An 18268-nucleotide genomic window follows, 5' to 3' on the forward strand; every position below is an offset into this window, starting at 1 on the left:
ATTGTGCCGAATCGATAAATATGGCCCTGTTGCAAATCGCAGAACCCGGCATGTCCACCGCCCCGCACCAGCATCGGCTGGCGGTGGGCATCGACCTGGGCACGACCAATTCGCTGGTGTCCACGGTGCGCTCAGGCCTCGCCGTGGTGCTGGACGACGAAGCCGGCCATTCGCTGCTGCCCTCGGTGGTGCGCTACTGTTCCAGCGGCGAGATCGAGGTGGGGTATGCCGCGCAGGCCGCGCAAAACCGCGATCCGCACAATGCCATCGCCTCGGTGAAGCGCTTCATGGGGCGCGGCATCGCCGACATTGACGACATCGCCAGCCTGCCGTACCGCTTCGTCGATGCGCCGGGCATGGTGCAGTTGAGAACCGCTGCCGGTGTCAAAAGCCCTGTCGAGGTCTCGGCCGAAATCCTGAAAACCCTGCGCCAGCGCGCCGAAACCGCAATGGGCGGCGAACTCGTCGGCGCGGTCATCACCGTGCCGGCCTACTTTGACGACGCCCAGCGCCAGGCCACCAAGGATGCCGCGCAGTTGGCCGGCCTCAATGTGCTGCGCCTGTTGAACGAGCCGACCGCGGCGGCGATTGCTTACGGCCTCGACAATGCCTCCGAAGGCATCTACGCGGTCTACGACCTCGGCGGCGGCACTTTCGATATCTCCATCCTCAAACTCTCGAAGGGCGTGTTCGAAGTGCTCGCCACCAACGGCGACTCGGCGCTGGGCGGCGACGACTTCGACCAGCGCGTGTTCTGCTGGATCGTCGAGCAGGGCCGCTTCCAGCCGCTGTCGGCGGGCGATATGCGGCTCCTGCTGACCAAGGCGCGCGACGCCAAGGAAGCGCTGACCGAGCACACTGACGTGCGCATCACCGCCGTGCTGTCGACCGGCGAAATGATGGATGCGACGCTGACCCAAACCGAATTCAACAGCATGACGGCGAGCCTCGTCAGCAAGACGCTGGCGCCCACCCGCAAGGCGTTGCGTGACGCCGGCCTGTCCGTCGATGAAGTGAAGGGCGTGGTGATGGTCGGCGGCTCCACACGGATGCCGTGCATCCGCCATGCGGTCGCCGGTTTCTTCAAGCAGACGCCGCTGACCAACCTCGATCCCGACAAGGTGGTCGCGCTGGGTGCCGCCATGCAGGCCGACGTGCTGGCCGGCAACCGCGCCGGCGACGACTGGCTGCTGCTCGACGTGATTCCGCTGTCGCTCGGCCTCGAAACCATGGGCGGGCTGACCGAGAAGGTGATCCCGCGCAACACCACGATTCCCACCGCGCGCGCGCAGGAGTTCACCACCTTCAAGGACGGCCAGACCGCGATGAGCGTGCACGTGCTGCAGGGCGAACGCGAGCTGGCGTCCGACTGCCGTTCGCTGGCGCGCTTCGAGCTGCGCGGCATCCCGCCGATGGTGGCGGGGGCGGCGCGCATCCGCGTTACCTTCCAGGTCGATGCCGACGGCCTCCTGTCGGTGGCGGCGCGCGAGCAGAGCAGCGGGGTCGAAGCCAGCGTACAGGTCAAGCCCTCGTACGGGCTGGGCGACGACGAAGTCACCCGCATGCTGAAAGACGCGTTCACCTACGCCAAGGACGACATGTACGCGCGTGCGCTGAACGAGCAGATCGTCGACGCGCAGGGCCTGATCGCCGCCACCCGCGCGGCACTGGCGCAAGACGCCGCGCTGCTCGACGAAGCCGAAACCGCGGCGATCGAAGCCGGCATCGCCGATCTCGAAACACGGATGGCAGGCACGGATCACCAGGCCATCAAGCGCGGCATCGAGGCGCTCAATGCGGTGACCACCGAATTCGCCCAGCGCCGCATGGACCAGAACGTGCGCCGCGCGATGGCCGGACAGAAACTGGAAACCTTCGGTTGAACGAATCATGCTGAACGACGCCTTCATCGAATCCCTGCGGGTCAAGCTCGAAGCGCACCCGATCTACGCCGCCGTGCAGACGCTGGACGACCTGCGCATGTTCATGCAGCACCACGTCTATTCGGTGTGGGACTTCATGTCGCTGATCAAGTACCTGCAGCACGAGGTCGCGCCTGCACGCTGGCCGTGGACGCCGCAGGGCGACGCCTCGGTGCAGCGCTTCATCAACGAACTGGTGCTGGAAGAGGAAACCGACGTCGCGCTGCCGGGGCAGGAAGGGTTTACCAGCCACTTCATGCTGTATCTGGCCGCCATGCGCGAAATCGGGGCCGATGCCGACACGCCGGCGCGCTTTGTGCAGAACGTGGCGGAGCAGGGCATCGATGGCGCGCTGGCGTCGGGCCTCGCGCCCGCGCCGTCGGCCGCGTTCACCCGCACCACCTTCGATTTTCTGGCGAGCGGCAAGCCGCACACCGTCGCCGCCGCGCTGGCGCTAGGGCGCGAGCACGTCATCCCGTCGATGTTCCGCGCCTTCCTGTCGCGCATGGCGGTGACCGAGGCGCAGGCGCCCAGCTTCCACTACTACCTCAACCGCCACGTCCACCTGGACGAGGATTTTCATGCGCCGCTGTCGCTGCGCCTGCTCGCCGCGCTGTGCGGCGGCGACGCTGCCAAATGGCGCGAAGCCGAAGCCGCGGCCGCCGCCGCGGTCGACGCACGTTTACAATTCTGGGACGGCGTACTCGCCGCCCTGCCAAGCCAACAAACCCAAGCCGCCTGATATGCCCCAACTCATCGTATTGCCCCACGTCGAACTCTGTCCCGAAGGCACCGTCATCGAAGCCAAGACGGGCGACACCATTTGCGATACCCTGCTCGCCAACGGGGTCGAAATCGAGCACGCCTGCGAAAAATCCTGCGCCTGCACCACCTGCCACGTCATCGTGCGCGAAGGCTTCAATACGCTGGCCGAGTCGACCGAAGATGAGGACGATCTGCTCGACAAGGCCTGGGGGCTGGAACCGCAGTCGCGGCTGTCGTGCCAGGCGCGTGTCGCCAGCAGCGACCTGGTGATCGAAATCCCCAAATACACCATCAACATGGTCAAGGAAGGTCATTGAAATGAAGTGGACGGATTCCCTCGACATCGCGATCGAACTTGCCGAAGCACACCCCGAAATCGATCCGCGCACCATCCGCTTCACCGACCTGCGGGGCTGGGTGATGGAGCTGCCGGACTTCGACGACGACCCCGAGCATTCCGGCGAAAAAATCCTCGAAGCGATCCAGATGGCATGGATCGACGAGATGAGTTGACAGCCGGGCACTACTGGATGCTTTGAAATGAAAAAGGGGGCTTGCGCCCCCTTTTTCATTGCCAAACGTCGGGTCCGGATATCAGAACTTGAAGACCACGCCGGCCGAGATCAGGTCGATGTCCGCTTCGCCGGTACCGCCGTTGAAGCTCGAACTGCCCGCTTCGAAATAGCGCTCCCATTCCACGCGGAGCCCAACCGACTTGGTGAAGTTGTACTGGGCGCCCAAGCCAAGAGACCATGCAATGTCGGTGTCTTCAGCTGCCACGGTCCCTTTGACGTCCGTCTGCAGGAAGTTCATGCCACCCGAAAAGAGCAGGGAAAAACTGGGGCTGAGCGCATAGGTTCCGAGCAAGCGCATGGTGACGCCGTCGACTTCCCGTGTCCCCGTCTGCGCACCCGTGTACTCGACTTCGCCCGTGTCGACGTAGCCAAATTCCATCGAGATGTATTCGTTGACTTCAAGCCCGCCAAAGATCTTCCAGGCCATATCGGAGTCGTCGCAGCTGGTCGCGGCGGGGCAGCTTATGTCGGAGGTGGCTTGGCCCACGCTCGCACCCAGATAGGGCGCCAGGGTGAAGTCAAAGAAACCGGCAGACGCAGGCGTGGATAGGGCCAGTGCCGAGGCCAGGGCGGCGAAACGCAGAGTGCGCATTTGAATCTCCTCTAGGATTGTTTTTGTGCTGAACGTTAGCCTGGCGGGTCCGAAACGGTCCGGAATACGCTGCAGGGTGAAACGAATCGCAGATTAATCCTTTTTTACCTTTTTAGGTAGTACAAACGTGCATAATTCCCACGAATGCCGCCAGTCTGGCTGTATGCGGCTGGTTTGCAGGAGATGAGCGCGTCCTGTCCACTATTCGTTTTACCATTCCCGATAACAGGCAGCCTTGATAAGCCCTGACACGGGAATAAGTCGGAGACCTTGTGATGAGCAAAACCCCGAATGACACGCGTCGCAGACTGCTGGGCGCCATGGCGGTCGCGCCGCTGCTGGGCCCGGCCCTGACGCAATCGGCCCTGGCGCAATCGGCCATGGCGCAATCCCCCCAGGCCCAGCCCGCCACCCGCATCATTCCCTCCGGCCGCGAAGCGCTTCCGTTGGTGGGGCTGGGCAGCTGGATCACCTTCAATGTCGGCAACGACCCCGTCGCGCGCGACGCCAGCGCCGACGTGATGCGCGCCTTCTTCCAGGCTGGCGGCCGCCTGATCGACAGCTCCCCGATGTATGGCTCGGCGCAAGACGTCATCGGCTACGCCCTCAAGAAGATCGGCCGCCCGCCCAACCTGTTTGCCGCTGACAAGGTCTGGATTGCCGGCGAGGACGAGGGCCGCATGCAGATGGACGCGTCACGCCGGCTGTGGGGGATTCCGCGCTTCGACCTGATGCAGGTGCACAACCTGCTGTCGTGGCAGATGCACCTGCCGACCCTGTTCGCGATGAAGGCGGCCGGCCAGTTGCGCTATGTGGGCATCACCACCTCGCACGGGCGGCGGCACGGCGAGCTGGAGCAGATCATGTCCAGCCAGCCGATCGATTTCGTCCAGCTCACCTACAACCTGCATGACCGCGAAGCTGAGCAGCGCCTGCTGCCGCTTGCGCTTGAGCGCGGCATCGCCATCATCGTCAACCGGCCGTTCCAGCAGGGCAATCTGCTGGAACGGCTGGCGCGCCGCCGGCTGCCGTCGTGGGCGGCCGAAATCGACTGCACCAGCTGGGCGCAGTTCGCGCTCAAGTTCATCATTTCCCATCCGGCCGTCACCTGCGCGATTCCGGCCACCACCCGCGTCGACCATGTGCGCGAGAACATGGGCACCGCCACCGGCCGGCTGCCGGACCCCGCCCTGCGCGCGCGCATGGCTGCCGCCTACGCCGGCCGCTGATGTCGGAATGGTGGACCTACAGCCCGCGCGACCTGCTGCTGTTTTCGCCGCAGACCTATTACCGGCTGTTCGAACTTCATAACCAGGCGTGGTGGCCGCTGCCGCTGCTGGCACTCGCGCTCGGCGTGGCGCTGCCGGTGCTGTGGCGGCGCGGCGGTGTCGGGGCAGGGCGCATCGTGGCGCTGATCCTGGCCGCAGTCTGGCTGTGGGTGGCGTGGGCGTACCACGCACAACGCTACGCCAGCATCAACCTCCTGGCCGATTTCTTTGCCTGGGCCTTCGTCGCCCAGGCCGTGCTGCTGGTGTGGCTGGGTACGGTGCGCAACCGCTTCATGCCGGTGCCGGCCACGGCATGGACTGCGCGTATCGGCCTGTTGCTGGTGCTGTTTGGCGTGCTGGGGTTTCCGCTGCTGGCGCCGCTGCTTGGCCGAAGCTGGGCCCACGCTGAAATCTTTGGCATGGCACCCGATCCTACGGTGCTCGTCACGCTCGGCGTGCTGCTGCTCGCCGGCGCGCGTTCGCTGTGGATGCTGTTTCCGATTCCGCTGCTGTGGTGTCTGATCAGCGGCACCACGCTGTGGGCGATGGACGCGCCCGAGTTTGCGCTGTTGCCGCTGGGGGCGGTGCTGGCCCTTGTGGGCGCCGTGATGCGCGGGCGCCGCTGACGCTATTCGATCGCGGGGGGCGGGTCTGCCCATTCGAACGGAAACTGCACCTAGACCAGTTAGCGTCCCTCTCGGTGGAAGGATTGGCCGTCGGGTTTACCTACCAACGCCTGCAACTTAAGAATGGTTGCCCAGTTTCTGGTTGTCACTGATCTACCTGCTTTGCCGAGCAATGCTTTACCGGCTTTGCTTTCCAGGATGCCGGCTGCGCAGTTCAAGTACGCGGCATTCTTGCCGACCAAGAACTGCTCAGGCGACACGACCAAGGATTCGACTGCACCGAGCCCGGATAGCGTGGCGTTATCTTGAGCGAAGACAACCAATAGATGTGAATGATTGCTTGCTTGCCCGGCCAACGGGTTTTCACCAACGATGTCCGATAATTCTTTCGCCGACTTGACGATGACGGGTACTTCCACCTTCAGCTGTTCCGATATGGCGGCGGCTATGTTTGCTGCATGCTTGGCCTGTGTTCCCCTGGTTGCTCGAAATACGGCGTTGCCGCTATTCAGTAGCGTAGCTACGTCTGTGTATCCGAGTTCAGTCAGCAAGGCTCGCAGATCGGCCATGGGAACTCGCTTGGCTTTGCCAACATTGATGCCACGCAACAGGGCTACGAACTTTGGCACTTGCGACGCCTGCGTTTGAGCTCAGCCGCGTGCGAAGGCCGCCGGCCGTGGCACGTCGGCTGCGGCGAAGGGTTAGGCCACATCGTACGCGCCTCGGCGTGTGGCGAGTGCATGCAGGATACTGCGGGTAGCCTGGTCGCTCGTACAAGCGAGTAGCCGCTCTTCTACCTGCTGGGCATACGACGCTGATGCCACTCCGGACTTGACTGTGGCGAGACCCATGAGCAGCTCACCGATGAGATACCAGTCTTCGTCCGTCATGCCGGTGGTCGCTTGAGCGCGAGAAGCGCGTGCCCAACCATCGATGTCACCATCGAACTGCTCGTAGATTTTCAGTTTGTCGACTGTAAGCAAAGGATTAGCGGCTACGTTTGAGTCGGGGGGCGCGTCGCCTGCGGCGCGCCCCGGCGACCGGAGGGAGCGCCTTGCCCGACAGGTTAGGCATTTTTGTAACGAACGTAGAAGTCTCGCACAAAATCTTGAATGGACAACGTGGCTTAGGGCGACCCTGAACAAGTCCACATTCTTCATTCCGGCAGAACCAGCATTTGGACCCTGGCTTTCACCCGCAAGGGGCAGGCCGCGGTTGTAATACAGCTAAAGCTGTAACAACCGCGCACCGCCGGGGTGACGACTTATTCAGAGTTTCCTCAGGCCGCATACCACAGCACTGCAAAGTAGTGGCAGACGGTGCCGCCAAGTACGAAGAAGTGCCAGATCAGATGCCCGTACCGCAGCCTGGAGCCCGTGGCGTAGAAGGCGACACCCAGGGTATAGAACAGACCTCCCGCTAGCAGCCAAAGCAGGCCCGCTGTCGGCACCTCGGCGAGCATCGGGCCGGCCGCGATGACGATGACCCACCCCATGACCAGGTACAGGCCCGTGGAGATGACAGGGTGAACCATGCCGCCCCATGTCTTGAGCATCACTCCAACAGTGGCCAACAGCCAAATAATCGAAAACAGCGCCCAACCCCATGCCCCACGAAGCACACCCAGTGTGAACGGCGTGTACGTGCCTGCGATGAGCAGATAGATGGAGGCGTGATCCAGAACGCGAAAGACACGCTTTGCCTTGCCACTTGGAAGCGCGTGATAGACAGTCGATGCGAAGTACACCAACAAGATCGTGGCGCAGAAAACCGCGGTGCCGGCAATGAGTAGGGCATCGCTGCGCTGCACTGCATGGACGAGCATGACCGGAGCGCCAACCAACGCGGCGATCAGTCCAAGACCATGACTGAGGCTATTGGCAACTTCCTCAGGACGTGATTGGGCTCGGGTAGCGTTCATATGGTTGCGGTCCGCGATAGCGGCGTGCTACAGCCTCTAACGTTTAAGGTAAGAAGCGCGCCGCTTGCGGCGCGTCCCAGTGACCGAAGGGAGCGCCTTGACCTCAGGGTTGGGCGTCTCAGCGCTCAAAGAACCACTCCATGAATTCTTCTGCAACTTCCGGAGTAAGTTCCAACACTGCTTCTGCCACTCCGGTTTGGCCTTTCGCGGCAGCGATTGCAGATAGTGCACAGAGCAAAAAATCTTCATCCCACTGACGTGATGCGGCAGCGGCAACGAGACTTGGTAGGCGCGCCAAAGACTCGAAATAGGCAGACTCAAGATCATTTGGTATCTCAACGCTTTTCTTTTTTCGGCAAATCTCGACCCATGCGGGGAATTGGAAAAAAGAGAAATCGGCCTTTAATGGAGCAGATGCCAGCGCATTTATCACATGTGGCACTGCTGCGAATGAAGCGGAGTAGACATCGCCTTGGTGTGCAAGTGCGCTCCACAGCGTAAACCAAGGTTCTTGATCGTCAGTGGAGGATGGAAGGTCGGTGATGAGTTTCTTCAGCAACGGCGGAATGTCTACGGCGGAGCCATAAGCATGCTCAAGTGTTGTCCAACGCAAATCATCAAGGCTGAGCAAAGCACAACTCCTTAAGACGCCCAACGTAGAGCTAACCGGCGGCGCTTTAGCGCCGTCCAGCGACCAGAGGGAGCGAGGTTGAGCGCCATGTTAGAGGGCCGCATGGTCATCCACTTTGACTGGGCGCCATGCGCCGCCGCTGCCGTGAAAGGTCTCGGCGTCGAGAATGAACTGCTCTGAGCAGTGCTGGCATTGAAATTGATACAGCAGTACATCATCCCACTGGCCACTACTCGCTACTTCCGAGAAGGAACGTTGCGGTAGGCCTGACTGTTCCGATCCAATTTCTTTAAGCGTTCCATCTGCCAGGTTATCCCGCACCACAGCTATTGCTTGCCTCAAGTCACTAGGCGAGGAGATCTGATATTCGATGCAAAGATCTTTGCAAAAGGAACAAGCCATTTTTGCCCTCTAACGTTAAGTGTCCATCCTAAATGACGCTTTATAAGCCGTCATTCGAGATTCTGTTTTGAGAAAATGTGCTAGAAAACAATTTGTTATCAATTTTTAGGGCGTCCTAACATGAACGGGAATGCGTCATTAACCCAGTCGCCACGCTTGCTGGACCAGGTACGCGGCAAGATTCGCCTTAAGCACTACAGCATTCGTACCGAGCAGGCTTACGTGGACTGGATTAAACGCTTCGTGCTGCATTTTGACAAGCGGCACCCTTTGGAGATGGGCGCTCGCGAGGTGGAGGCGTTCCTGACGCATCTCGCGGTAAAGGGCAGAGTGGCCGCGTCAACACAGAACCAAGCTAAGTCTGCGTTGTTGTTCTTGTATCGCGAGGTGCTTGAGCGCGATATGCCATGGCTCGAAGACGTGGAGCGGGCCAAGACGCCCAAACGTCTGCCGGTGGTGCTTACCCAGGAGGAAACGCAAGCGGTGTTGTCGAGGCTGAAAGGCACGCATTGGCTCGTAGCGGGTTTGCTGTATGGGTCGGGGCTGCGAATCATGGAAGCGCTGCGGCTCAGGGTAAAAGATCTGGAGTTCAAACGTGGCGAAATTCTGGTGCGTGAGGGCAAGGGTTTCAAGGACAGGGTGACAATGCTGCCAGCCATGCTGGTGGAGCCGCTCAAGGCGCATTTGAAACAGGTGCGTGCGTTGCACGAGCAGGATGTGGCCGAGGGGTATGGCGAGGTGTACCTGCCCTACGCGCTGGATCGAAAGTATCCCAGTGCCGGGCGTGACTGGGGCTGGCAGTACGTTTTCCCATCTAAGAATCGGTCAGTCGATCCGCGTTCCGGTGTTGTTCGCCGGCATCACGTGCAGGAGCAGGCGATCCAGCGCGCCATTCGCCAGGCGGTGCGCGATGCGGGAATCATCAAACCGGCAACACCGCATACACTTCGTCATTCTTTTGCCACGCACCTGCTGACGAGTGGCTACGATATCCGCACGGTGCAGGAACTGCTGGGCCACAAGGATGTGGCGACGACAATGATTTATACGCATGTACTGAACAAGGGTGGGCGCGGGGTGACGAGCCCGCTGGATCGATGATGACGGACGAAGACTTTATGCGCCTCGCGCTGGAGCTCGCCCGCCAGGGCGCGACGGCCGGCGAGGTGCCGGTGGGGGCGCTGGTGGTGTGCGGCGGCGAGATCGTCGGCCGCGGGTTCAATCAGCCGATTTCCAGCCACGACCCCACGGCGCATGCCGAGGTGATGGCGCTGCGCGATGCGGCGGGGCGGGTGGGCAATTACCGGCTGGTGGGCTGCACTTTATATGTGACGATGGAGCCGTGCGTGATGTGCGCGGGAGCGATCCTGCATGCGCGGGTGGCGCGGGTGGTGTACGGGGCAAAGGAATACAAGACCGGCGCGCACGGTAGCATCGTCGACATCTTTGCCGAGCCGCGGCTCAACTTCCATTGCGAGGTGACCGGTGGGGTGCTGAGGGACGAATGCGCGGCAATGATTTCTGGATTTTTCGAAGCGCGGCGCCAGCAGAAGAAGGAGACGGTGCAATGAAAGACCTGTTTATCGAAGTCGACATGCGCCTGCAGCAGCTGTACCTGTGGGAGCCCTATCCGGAAGGCGACATCCTGCTGCGGCAGTATCCGGTGTCCACTGCGGCCAACGGCGCCGGCGAGCAAAACGGCAGCTATTGCACGCCGCGCGGGCGCCACCGCATTGCCGACAAGATCGGTGCGGGCGCGCCGCTGTGCGCGGCCTTCAAGGCGCGCGAGTGGACGGGCGAGATCTGGACCCCCGAGCTGGACGCGGCCAATCCGGGCCGCGACTGGATCCTGACCCGCATCCTGTGGCTGGACGGGCTGGAGCCGGACAAAAACAAGGGCGGCACGGTGGACACGCACAACCGCTATATCTATATCCATGGCACGCACGAGGAGCACAAGCTCGGCACGCCGGTTTCACACGGCTGCATTCGCATGAAGAATGCGGATGTGGCGGAGCTGTTCGATCTGGTGGAGGAGGGGGCCGAAGTCCGGATTTCAGCGTGAGCCGGTCGGCGCGTGCTGTCGCCTGACGATCAGGACACGGCAGCGAACGGGGCCGACTGCAGCCGCGTAATGAAGTCGGCACAGCCTTCCTTCGGCATCGGATGGCTGAAATAGTAGCCCTGTAGCATCTCCACGCCCATTTCGCGAAGAATGGTGGCCGTTTCGCTGTCCTCGACGCCTTCCGCAACCAGCACCAGTTGCATTGCGTGCCCCATGTCGACGATGGTCTTGACCAGGATTCTTCCTTCCGGCGTTTTGATGCGGCGCACGAAGGAAATATCGATCTTGATCTCGTCGAACGGCAACTCGTGCACGTGCGACAGCGATGAAAATCCGGTTCCGAAATCGTCGAGTGACAGCGTAAAGCCCGCATCCGAAAGCTTCTTCAGGTAGCCGCGGGCCTGCTCGATACCTTGCAGGGCGATGCTTTCGGTGATTTCCAGTTTGATCTGCCCGGGCTTCAGGCCATAGCGTTCCACCATGGCGGTCAGCAAGGGATAGAAGTCGGCGGACATCAGCTGGCGCGTCGAAATGTTCACCGCCAGCTTCAGGTCCGCGCAGCGGCCGCTGCATTGGCTGAAATGACTCAGCGCGTGATCGAGCACCTGCCGCCCGACCTCGTTGATCAGGCCGAGGTTCTCGGCCAGGGGAATGAAGGTGGCCGGGCTGACCCATCCGTATTTCTCGTCATGCCAGCGGGCCAGGGCCTCCACACCGACGATGCTGCAGTGGTCGGCGGCGTCCATCACCGGCTGGTAATACACCTGGAGCTGGCCTTGCTTGACCGCGGCGACGAAACGGGACGTCATGTCCACGTCTTCGTAGCCGGCGGCGCTGGTCTGCAGGTCGGCGAACAGCTGAATGTTGTTCCGGCCCTGCGACTTTGCGTAGAACAAGGCCTTGTCCGCCTGCACCAGCAAGGCCTCGCCGGTATCCGCATCCTCCGGGTAGACCGCAATGCCGACGCTCAGCGTGACGAAGGTATCGCGATATTTCGTTTCGAGGCTCAGCCGCAGCTTGTGCATCAGTTCGCCGGCCACCTTGCGCGGGACGTCGGCATCCTCGGCGAAGGGAAGCAGCATGACGAATTCGTCGCCGCCCCAGCGCGCCAGGACGTCGGTCGAACGCAGGCTCGAACGGAGGACGTTGCCGACCTCCTTCAATAGCTGGTCGCCCGACTTGTGGCCGTGCAGGTCGTTGATCTGTTTGAAGTTGTCCAGATCGATGAACAGAAGGGCGAACTTCGACCCGGTGACGCCCGCGCGCCTGATTTCCTCGTCGATGCGGTCGTCGAGATAGATTCGGTTGGGCAAGCCGGTCAACGCGTCGTGCGTGGCCATGTGGCTGATGCGCTTTTCCTGCACGTGCGTTTCCGTTACGTCGCGCAGCACCCCGCGCACCCCCTGCACCTGGCCCTGCTTCCAGTACAGGGCAAATTTTCCCTCGACCCAGTGTTCCTGATGATCGTCGCGCTGCATGCGGAACCGCATGCTCATCGTGTCGCGCTCGCCATTCAGCAAGGTCTTCAGCAGGTCTTCTATCGCACTGTGGTCGTGATTGTTGATGAAGGCCACGAACGGCAGACCCAGAAAACGCGCATTGCTGTGGCGTTCGCTGCCCAGCAGCTTGAGCCAGTGATCCGACAGGAACACCAACGTGCCGTCCGGCGCCAGTTCGATCACCACCTCGTTCAGCAGGCCCAGCGTGTCGTAGAACGCGGCGCGGGCCTCCGCCTCTGCGTTGGCTTTGCTCAGGTTGCGGATTTCATCTAGTTCGCTGCGGAAATGCATTTTCTTCAGCAGCTTTTCCATCATGCAGAATGTGGTCAACCCCGATTGAAACAGGTTGAATCCCACGAACAGCAGGATGGAGATCCATAGCCACGACCATTCCGGCTTGAGGTAGATCAATGCGCCACACGCGAAGACGAATCCGCCTGCAATCGTGCGGATCACAGGCTCGATGTACGCCCGTCTTTTCGTGGATGCGTCAGCAGTCATGTTGGATGCCGTGCCTGTTTCTGCCGTACGTCGTGGCGTAGGGCCTTGCCAGGACCTGGCTGGCGGCATTTATTCTGACAAGGCTGTGAAATCGACATCGCGCATGCGGCTCAGCTGACGCGCGCAGGCGCACGGAGGCAACTACGGACTGGACGGCATGGGGGGAGGAGGCGAGACATCCGGATGCGACAGGAAGAGTTCATTTTTTTTCCTTTTTAGAGCGGTCATCCATAAGTTTGATTTCGGCAGATTCTCTGCGTTCTTGAGGCACCGGTTCCTCCCGGTCGCCCGTGAAGCCGCCGCCTCAAGGCCAGCGCGCCCAGCGCCGGGAATGATCTCTCCGGTCACCCTCTGTCCGAATCCGGGACGCCCCCATGCTCGGCCGTGAGGCTTTCCAGGGTTTTCTCCCGGGTAGAGTTAAGAAGATGCGCGCAGGGTGGCCTTGTCCAGCACGTATTGCAGGGCCGCGCCGCGGGGATCTGGTTGCATAAGTCTGTAAGCGGGCGGGTGTCGATGCAACGCGCAGGGTTGCCGCAGCAAGCAGCTGTAGCAGCAATTTATTTAGCCTTAAGCGCGTCCGATACATTATTTAACATAATATACATTATGCGAAGTAACGGATCCCAGGGCCGATGCCAAGGTGAGGCTTCAAGCGTCGAAATCAGTGAACCCCACTTGTGCCCAGACCGCCTTCAGTGGGATTAGGCATCATCCCATCGGGATGCAAGCGGTCGGCAAAAGGAATATCCTGATCAACACATTCACTTGCGCAGGAGGTTCAATGTCAGCACTTAACCCGTCCCAACTCGAGGAGCTGACCCGCAAGCTGGACGAGGCTTCGCGCTTGCTGATGCGCGACGTGCGCGACGAGCTCCAGAACGTGGGCGATCTGCACCGCGCCGATCTGCTCAACAACGAGCCGGGCGACAGCGGCGACGAATCAATGGCCAGTTCGCTGGCGGACCTCAATGTGGCGCGGCTGGATCGTCAGATTGAGGATTTACGGGATATCGAGGCGGCGTTCGGACGCATCAACCAGGGCGAATACGGCACCTGCATCGATTGCGGCGAGGACATCGGCTTCAGTCGCCTGCAAGCCTATCCGACGGCGAAGCGCTGTATCCGGTGCCAGGAAACGCGCGAGCGGCAGTATGCCCAAGAAGGTCATCCCTCCTTGTAGCCGGGCCCTCTATTGAAGCAGAATATGATGATGTTTCAATAAGACACTGTTGTTCAAGACAATCATGAAGTGTTAGGTCCGGGTGGAATCACATTTTCTGGGGGCGCCTCCAGCAGCGCCGTGATCTGCTCAAACGGCAGCGGCTTGCTGTACAGGTAGCTCTGCATTTCGTCGCACTTCAGCAGTTTGAGGAAGCGTGCCTGCCCTTTTGTCTCGACGCCTTCGGCGATGACCTTGAGTCTGAACAGTGGCAAGTGAAATCTTGGTTGAAACAAAGGCCAGGCTCCGGGCATCCTGGTTCATCGCGGTAATGAACGCACGGGCGATCTTCAGCATCTGCGGCGATACTGCCCTTGATGTTCTCCGTGATCAGCGATCAGCGTTTCGGTGATTTCCACCTATGCAGGCGGCGAGACGGTCGGGCGGGACTCGGTCAAATGCTGCTGCAGAAAATCCTTTAGCTGCGGCATCGCGAGCGGTCGGCTGAACAGGAAACCCTGGATGTCCTGGCAGCCGGATCCGCGCAGGAAGTCGAACTGCGCCGCGGTTTCAACGCCTTCGGCCACGATGCCGAGACGCAGGCTGGCCGCCAGCTGGATGATCGCGCGCACGATGGCGGCACTGTCCGGATCGGTGTTGACGTCGCTGACGAAGGAGCGGTCGATCTTCAGCCGGTCGACCGCAAACCGCTTGAGATAGCTCAGCGACGAATAGCCGGTGCCGAAGTCATCGATCGCCAGCCGCACCCCCAGCGCTTTCAGCTTGCGCACGGTGTCGAGGGTGTTGTCGACGTCCTGCAGCAGGATGGACTCGGTCAACTCCAGCTCCAGCAGGTGCGGCGGCAGGCCGCTGCGCACCAGCGCGCCAGCCACGGTTTCGACCAGGCCGGTGCGGCGAAACTGCAGCGCCGACAGATTGACCGACATGGTCAGTTCGCTGCCGGCCTGGCGCAGGGACTGAGCCTGCCGACAGGCTTCTTCGATCACCCAGGCGCCGATCGACACGATCAGGCCGCAATCCTCCGCCACCGGAATGAAACGTGCGGGCGCGACGTCACCCAGCTCCGGATTGCGCCAGCGCAGCAGGGCTTCGACGCCGACCACCCGGCCACTGCCGATTTCCATCTGCGGCTGGTAATGCAGATGAAACTCGGCCTGGTACAGCGCTCGACTCAGCCGGGTTTGCAGCAGCAGGTGCTCGTGCGCCTGGCGGTTCATCTGCTCGTCGAAGAACTGATAGATGTTGCGCCCTGCCCCCTTGGCGTTGTACATCGCGGCGTCCGCCTTCTGCAGCAGCGTGTCGAAGCTGGAGCCGTCGTTTGGGTACATCGCGATGCCGATGCTGCAGGTGGCGTTGAGCGCATGGCCGTTGACTTCCACCGGCTCGGCCAGCTGGACCAGGATCTTGCTGGCGATGCGCTCGACCGCTTCCAGGTCCGGCACGTCGCCCAGCAGCACGATGAATTCGTCGCCGCCCTGGCGGCTGATGGTGTCGCTGTCGCGGGTGCAGGCGGCCAGACGCGCCACCACCGTGAGCAGCAGCTGGTCGCCGGCGGCATGGCCGAGCGTGTCGTTCACCACCTTGAAGTTGTCCAGATCGAGGAACAGCATGGCCACCCGTGTGCGCGAACGCTCGGCCGTGGCCAGCGCATGTTCGAAACGGTCGCGCAGCAGCACGCGGTTGGGCAGTCCGGTGAGCGCGTCGTGGTGGGCGAGGAATTCGATGCGTGCCTCTGCCTGCTTGCGCTCGGTGACGTCGCGGTCGACGCCCTGGAAGCCGGTCAGCGCCCCACTCTCGTCGAATACCGGCGATGCGTTCGATTCGTAAATCCGGTAGCTGCCATTCTGGTGGCGCCAGCGCAGCACGACGTTATGCCAGCCTAGCCGGGCGGCGCAGGCCCGTTCGTAGGTTTCGCGGTAGAGCGGCAGGTCGTCCGGATGCAGCAGGTCCTCGGGTGTCAGGGCGAGAAATGCGTCAAGCGAGTAGCCGAGACTGGCGACGCCGCGCGGGTTGCAGTAGGTGTGCTGCCCCGCCGTATTCACCGACCAGATCCAGTCGGTGGATTGTTCCGCCAGCGCGCGAAAGCGCGCTTCGCTTTCGCGCAGCGCCTCTTCGGTGCTCCGGCGTTCGCTGATGTCAATGAAATTGACCACCGCCCCCACCAGTTCGCCGTCGCGGTACATCGGGTGCGACCAGTATTCAACCGGGAAGCAGGTGCCGTCCTTGCGCCAGTGCACTTCGCTGTCGACATGGGTGGGGCGGCCCTCCAGGGTGGAATGCCGGAGGTGGCACTGCGCCTTCGGATAGGGACGGCCATCGGGGTAAGTGTGGTGGATCAACGGGTGCAGGCTCTGACCCAGCATTTCTTCCTGCGTATAGCCCAGCATGGCGAGGCAGGCCGGATTGACGAAGGTGCATCGCCCCTCGGTATCGACGCCGAAAATCGCTTCAGGCGACGCATCGAGCAGAAGGCGAAAGCGTGCTTCGCTCTCGCGCAAGGCCGCCAGCGCGGCGCGATGGGCGAGCGCCGCGCCGAGGTCGGCAGCCAGTTTCTCCAGCAGCATCAGGATTTCGATCCCGAATGCCTGGGGCTCCTGACTGTAAAGGCTGAGCATGCCGGCCACGCGGCCGTGCATGCGTAAGGGGGTGGCGGCAAACGAGCGGTAGCCGAGCGCGCGCGCCTGGTCGCGCCAGGATGCGCTGAGCGGACCGCTCTCGGTATCGTTGTTGACCACGGTGGCGCCGAGCCGGATTGCACGGTCAATGGGATCGTTTTCCTGCGGCGCGCCGATGCATGCGGATACACGCGCCAGCGCATCACCGGGCAGGCCGGCCGCGGCCACCGGACGCAGGGCGCCGCCGGCTTCGTCCAGCAGGCCGACCCACGCCAGCCGGTACAGGTCGTCGGTGACCAGTTCGGCGCAGATGCGCGCCAGCAGCGCCTGCTCGGAGAGCTCGGCGGTGAAGAGTTCGCTCAGGGCCGCGATCGTCTGCAGAAACAGCGTATGCCGCTGCATCACCAGTGCTTCGCGCTTCTGCTCGGTGATCTCGTGCAGACTGCCCACCATGCGCAGCGGCTTGCCGCCAGCATCGCGCGCCACCACCTTGCCGCGGTTGCGCACCCAGATCACGCTGCCGTCCGGCTGCAGGATGCGGTGCTCGTACTCGAACACGGGCGCGCCGGCGAGACAGTCCTGGATGGCTGTCATCAATGTGTCGCGCTCCTGCGTGTGCAGGCAGTCGAGCGCTTCCTGCCAGGTGTGCGCGGTCTGCGCCGGGTCCAGCCCCATTAATTGCGCCCAGTGCGCGTTGTGCCGCACCTCGCCGCTTTCCACTGTCCATTCCCAGACGCCTTCGCCCAGCATGGCCAGCGCGTGGGTCTGGCCATCGGCGCCGATCGCCGAGCCGAGGCCGGCGCGGTCGGCCTTTTTCAGCGCCGCCGGATCGTGCCCGGCCGCCAGCAAGGCGCGGGCGGAATGGCGGCGTTTTCGCGCCTCGGCCAGCGAGACATCGGGGTACACGCCGAGGGCCAGGGTCTTGCGCTTGCCTTCAAAGCGGTAATCCAGCCGCCAGTAGCGCGAGCCGTCCGGCCGCAGCAGCAGATACATGCCGCCGCCGTCCGCCAGCTTGACCGGCTTGGCGGCGGGCGGGGTCTGGCGGATGCGGGCGTCGGTGAGCGGAGTGGCGAGGCGTGCCATGGGACGGAGCGAAATGAATGTGGGGGCATTCTAGCCACTGTATCCCGTCATGGATACCGTCAATATGGATCGAAACGGCCTGGTACGAATGACAGCTCACTTGAAATTAGTGCATTAATTCATCAGGATATTAAACTCTCCTTTGGTCTCGTCTGCGGCCGGGTCGATCGGGGCCAGTGACGCCGGCGAAGGCGGTCGGCTACACGCCGCAGCAACTTGATGGTATGAAGCGCACCTCTTGCGCAGCGGCTTGTCATGGTCGCTTCCGCCCGCGAAATTGGTCGTAAATTACCCGTATGCGCGATGAAACTATTGTGGTCTTATTCGCCCTAAATTTGCAGGACAGGGTGGGTTGATACCGTGTCCGCCGTGTACCGCCCGGGCGGGTTGGCTCAGGCAGGCACGGCAGATGTCAGACCCGCGTCACACCTCCGGGCGTGATCCCTGCGAATCGAAAATTTTGTAACCATAGGAGATCTGCCAATGAATGCACTTCGTAGAAACGTACTGAAAGGCGCTGCCGGTGCAGGCGCCGTGGCCGTGGCCGTGGCCGCCGGTCTGCTGAAGCCGACCCAGGCGATGGCTGCCTGGAACAAGAGTGCCTTCGAGGCCAAGAACGTTGG

General features: G+C 62.0%; 17 protein-coding genes. 10 read left to right on the plus strand and 7 right to left on the minus strand.

The features are described from left to right. Positions 1 to 20 precede the first annotated feature (20 nt). Genes hscA through iscX form a run of 4 tightly spaced genes read left to right on the plus strand, consistent with a single transcriptional unit; the run spans position 21 to position 3200 of the window. On the plus strand, positions 21 to 1883 hold the full coding sequence (hscA, locus tag Q8R61_RS04590) for a Fe-S protein assembly chaperone HscA (protein ID WP_305534680.1): 1863 nt from the start codon (positions 21 to 23) through the stop codon (positions 1881 to 1883). Positions 1884 to 1890: 7 nt separating this feature from the next. After that, positions 1891 to 2664 carry a DUF3050 domain-containing protein gene (locus tag Q8R61_RS04595; RefSeq protein WP_305534682.1) on the plus strand — a complete coding sequence of 258 codons (774 nt, stop codon included), beginning with the start codon at positions 1891 to 1893 and terminating at the stop codon, positions 2662 to 2664. Between the two features lies 1 nt (position 2665). Then, positions 2666 to 3004: an ISC system 2Fe-2S type ferredoxin gene (gene fdx / locus Q8R61_RS04600; protein ID WP_305534683.1), complete on the plus strand. Its 339-nt coding sequence runs from the start codon at positions 2666 to 2668 to the stop codon at positions 3002 to 3004. After that, a complete protein-coding gene (gene iscX, locus Q8R61_RS04605) occupies positions 3000 to 3200 on the plus strand; it encodes a Fe-S cluster assembly protein IscX (RefSeq protein WP_305534720.1) in 201 nt (66 codons plus the stop codon). Before fdx ends, iscX begins: the two co-directional genes overlap by 5 nt. A gap of 81 nt (positions 3201 to 3281) precedes the next feature. Here the strand turns inward: iscX and Q8R61_RS04610 are convergent, their stop codons facing one another. Then, positions 3282 to 3854, minus strand: coding sequence for an outer membrane beta-barrel protein (locus tag Q8R61_RS04610; protein WP_305534685.1), 573 nt, complete (start codon positions 3852 to 3854; stop codon positions 3282 to 3284). A gap of 275 nt (positions 3855 to 4129) precedes the next feature. On the opposite strand from Q8R61_RS04610, the gene Q8R61_RS04615 reads away from it, so the two are divergent. Further along, positions 4130 to 5083 (plus strand): aldo/keto reductase, encoded by a 954-nt coding sequence (locus tag Q8R61_RS04615; RefSeq protein WP_305534687.1) that lies wholly within the window; start codon positions 4130 to 4132, stop codon positions 5081 to 5083. After that, the gene (locus Q8R61_RS04620; RefSeq protein WP_305534689.1) at positions 5083 to 5748 is read left to right on the plus strand and encodes a DUF6064 family protein; all 666 of its coding nucleotides are present in this window, start codon (positions 5083 to 5085) and stop codon (positions 5746 to 5748) included. Before Q8R61_RS04615 ends, Q8R61_RS04620 begins: the two co-directional genes overlap by 1 nt. A 59-nt stretch (positions 5749 to 5807) precedes the next feature. On the opposite strand, the gene Q8R61_RS04625 is transcribed toward Q8R61_RS04620, so the two are convergent. From Q8R61_RS04625 to Q8R61_RS04635, 3 genes are all read right to left on the minus strand, one after another. Continuing rightward, a complete protein-coding gene (locus Q8R61_RS04625) occupies positions 5808 to 6377 on the minus strand; it encodes a DUF1697 domain-containing protein (RefSeq protein ID WP_305534691.1) in 570 nt (189 codons plus the stop codon). A gap of 650 nt (positions 6378 to 7027) precedes the next feature. Then, positions 7028 to 7669 (minus strand): hemolysin III family protein, encoded by a 642-nt coding sequence (locus Q8R61_RS04630; RefSeq protein WP_305534693.1) that lies wholly within the window; start codon positions 7667 to 7669, stop codon positions 7028 to 7030. 118 nt (positions 7670 to 7787) lie between these two features. After that, a complete protein-coding gene (locus Q8R61_RS04635) occupies positions 7788 to 8300 on the minus strand; it encodes a hypothetical protein (RefSeq protein ID WP_305534694.1) in 513 nt (170 codons plus the stop codon). A 522-nt stretch (positions 8301 to 8822) separates the two neighbouring features. Between Q8R61_RS04635 and Q8R61_RS04640 the strand changes: the two genes are divergently transcribed. From Q8R61_RS04640 to Q8R61_RS04650, 3 genes are read left to right on the plus strand one after another with little or no spacing between them, the layout of a single operon-like run. After that, the gene (locus tag Q8R61_RS04640) at positions 8823 to 9803 is read left to right on the plus strand and encodes an integron integrase (RefSeq protein ID WP_305534695.1); all 981 of its coding nucleotides are present in this window, start codon (positions 8823 to 8825) and stop codon (positions 9801 to 9803) included. Beyond that, complete coding sequence (gene tadA, locus Q8R61_RS04645) at positions 9803 to 10273, plus strand: tRNA adenosine(34) deaminase TadA (RefSeq protein WP_305534696.1); 471 nt, start codon at positions 9803 to 9805, stop codon at positions 10271 to 10273. Before Q8R61_RS04640 ends, tadA begins: the two co-directional genes overlap by 1 nt. After that, positions 10270 to 10767: a L,D-transpeptidase gene (locus Q8R61_RS04650; RefSeq protein ID WP_305534697.1), complete on the plus strand. Its 498-nt coding sequence runs from the start codon at positions 10270 to 10272 to the stop codon at positions 10765 to 10767. Before tadA ends, Q8R61_RS04650 begins: the two co-directional genes overlap by 4 nt. Before the next feature lie 29 nt (positions 10768 to 10796). On the opposite strand, the gene Q8R61_RS04655 is transcribed toward Q8R61_RS04650, so the two are convergent. Then, the gene (locus tag Q8R61_RS04655; protein WP_305534698.1) at positions 10797 to 12767 is read right to left on the minus strand and encodes an EAL domain-containing protein; all 1971 of its coding nucleotides are present in this window, start codon (positions 12765 to 12767) and stop codon (positions 10797 to 10799) included. A 781-nt stretch (positions 12768 to 13548) separates the two neighbouring features. On the opposite strand from Q8R61_RS04655, the gene Q8R61_RS04660 reads away from it, so the two are divergent. After that, positions 13549 to 13947 (plus strand): TraR/DksA C4-type zinc finger protein, encoded by a 399-nt coding sequence (locus Q8R61_RS04660; protein ID WP_305534699.1) that lies wholly within the window; start codon positions 13549 to 13551, stop codon positions 13945 to 13947. A gap of 62 nt (positions 13948 to 14009) precedes the next feature. On the opposite strand, the gene Q8R61_RS04665 is transcribed toward Q8R61_RS04660, so the two are convergent. Next, complete coding sequence (locus tag Q8R61_RS04665) at positions 14010 to 14201, minus strand: hypothetical protein (protein WP_305534701.1); 192 nt, start codon at positions 14199 to 14201, stop codon at positions 14010 to 14012. 144 nt (positions 14202 to 14345) lie between these two features. Beyond that, a complete protein-coding gene (locus Q8R61_RS04670) occupies positions 14346 to 17645 on the minus strand; it encodes an EAL domain-containing protein (RefSeq protein WP_305534703.1) in 3300 nt (1099 codons plus the stop codon). Between the last annotated feature and the right edge of the window lie 623 nt (positions 17646 to 18268).

It is taken from the genome of Thiobacillus sp., assembly GCF_030696885.1.
GTDB lineage: Bacteria > Pseudomonadota > Gammaproteobacteria > Burkholderiales > Thiobacillaceae > Thiobacillus.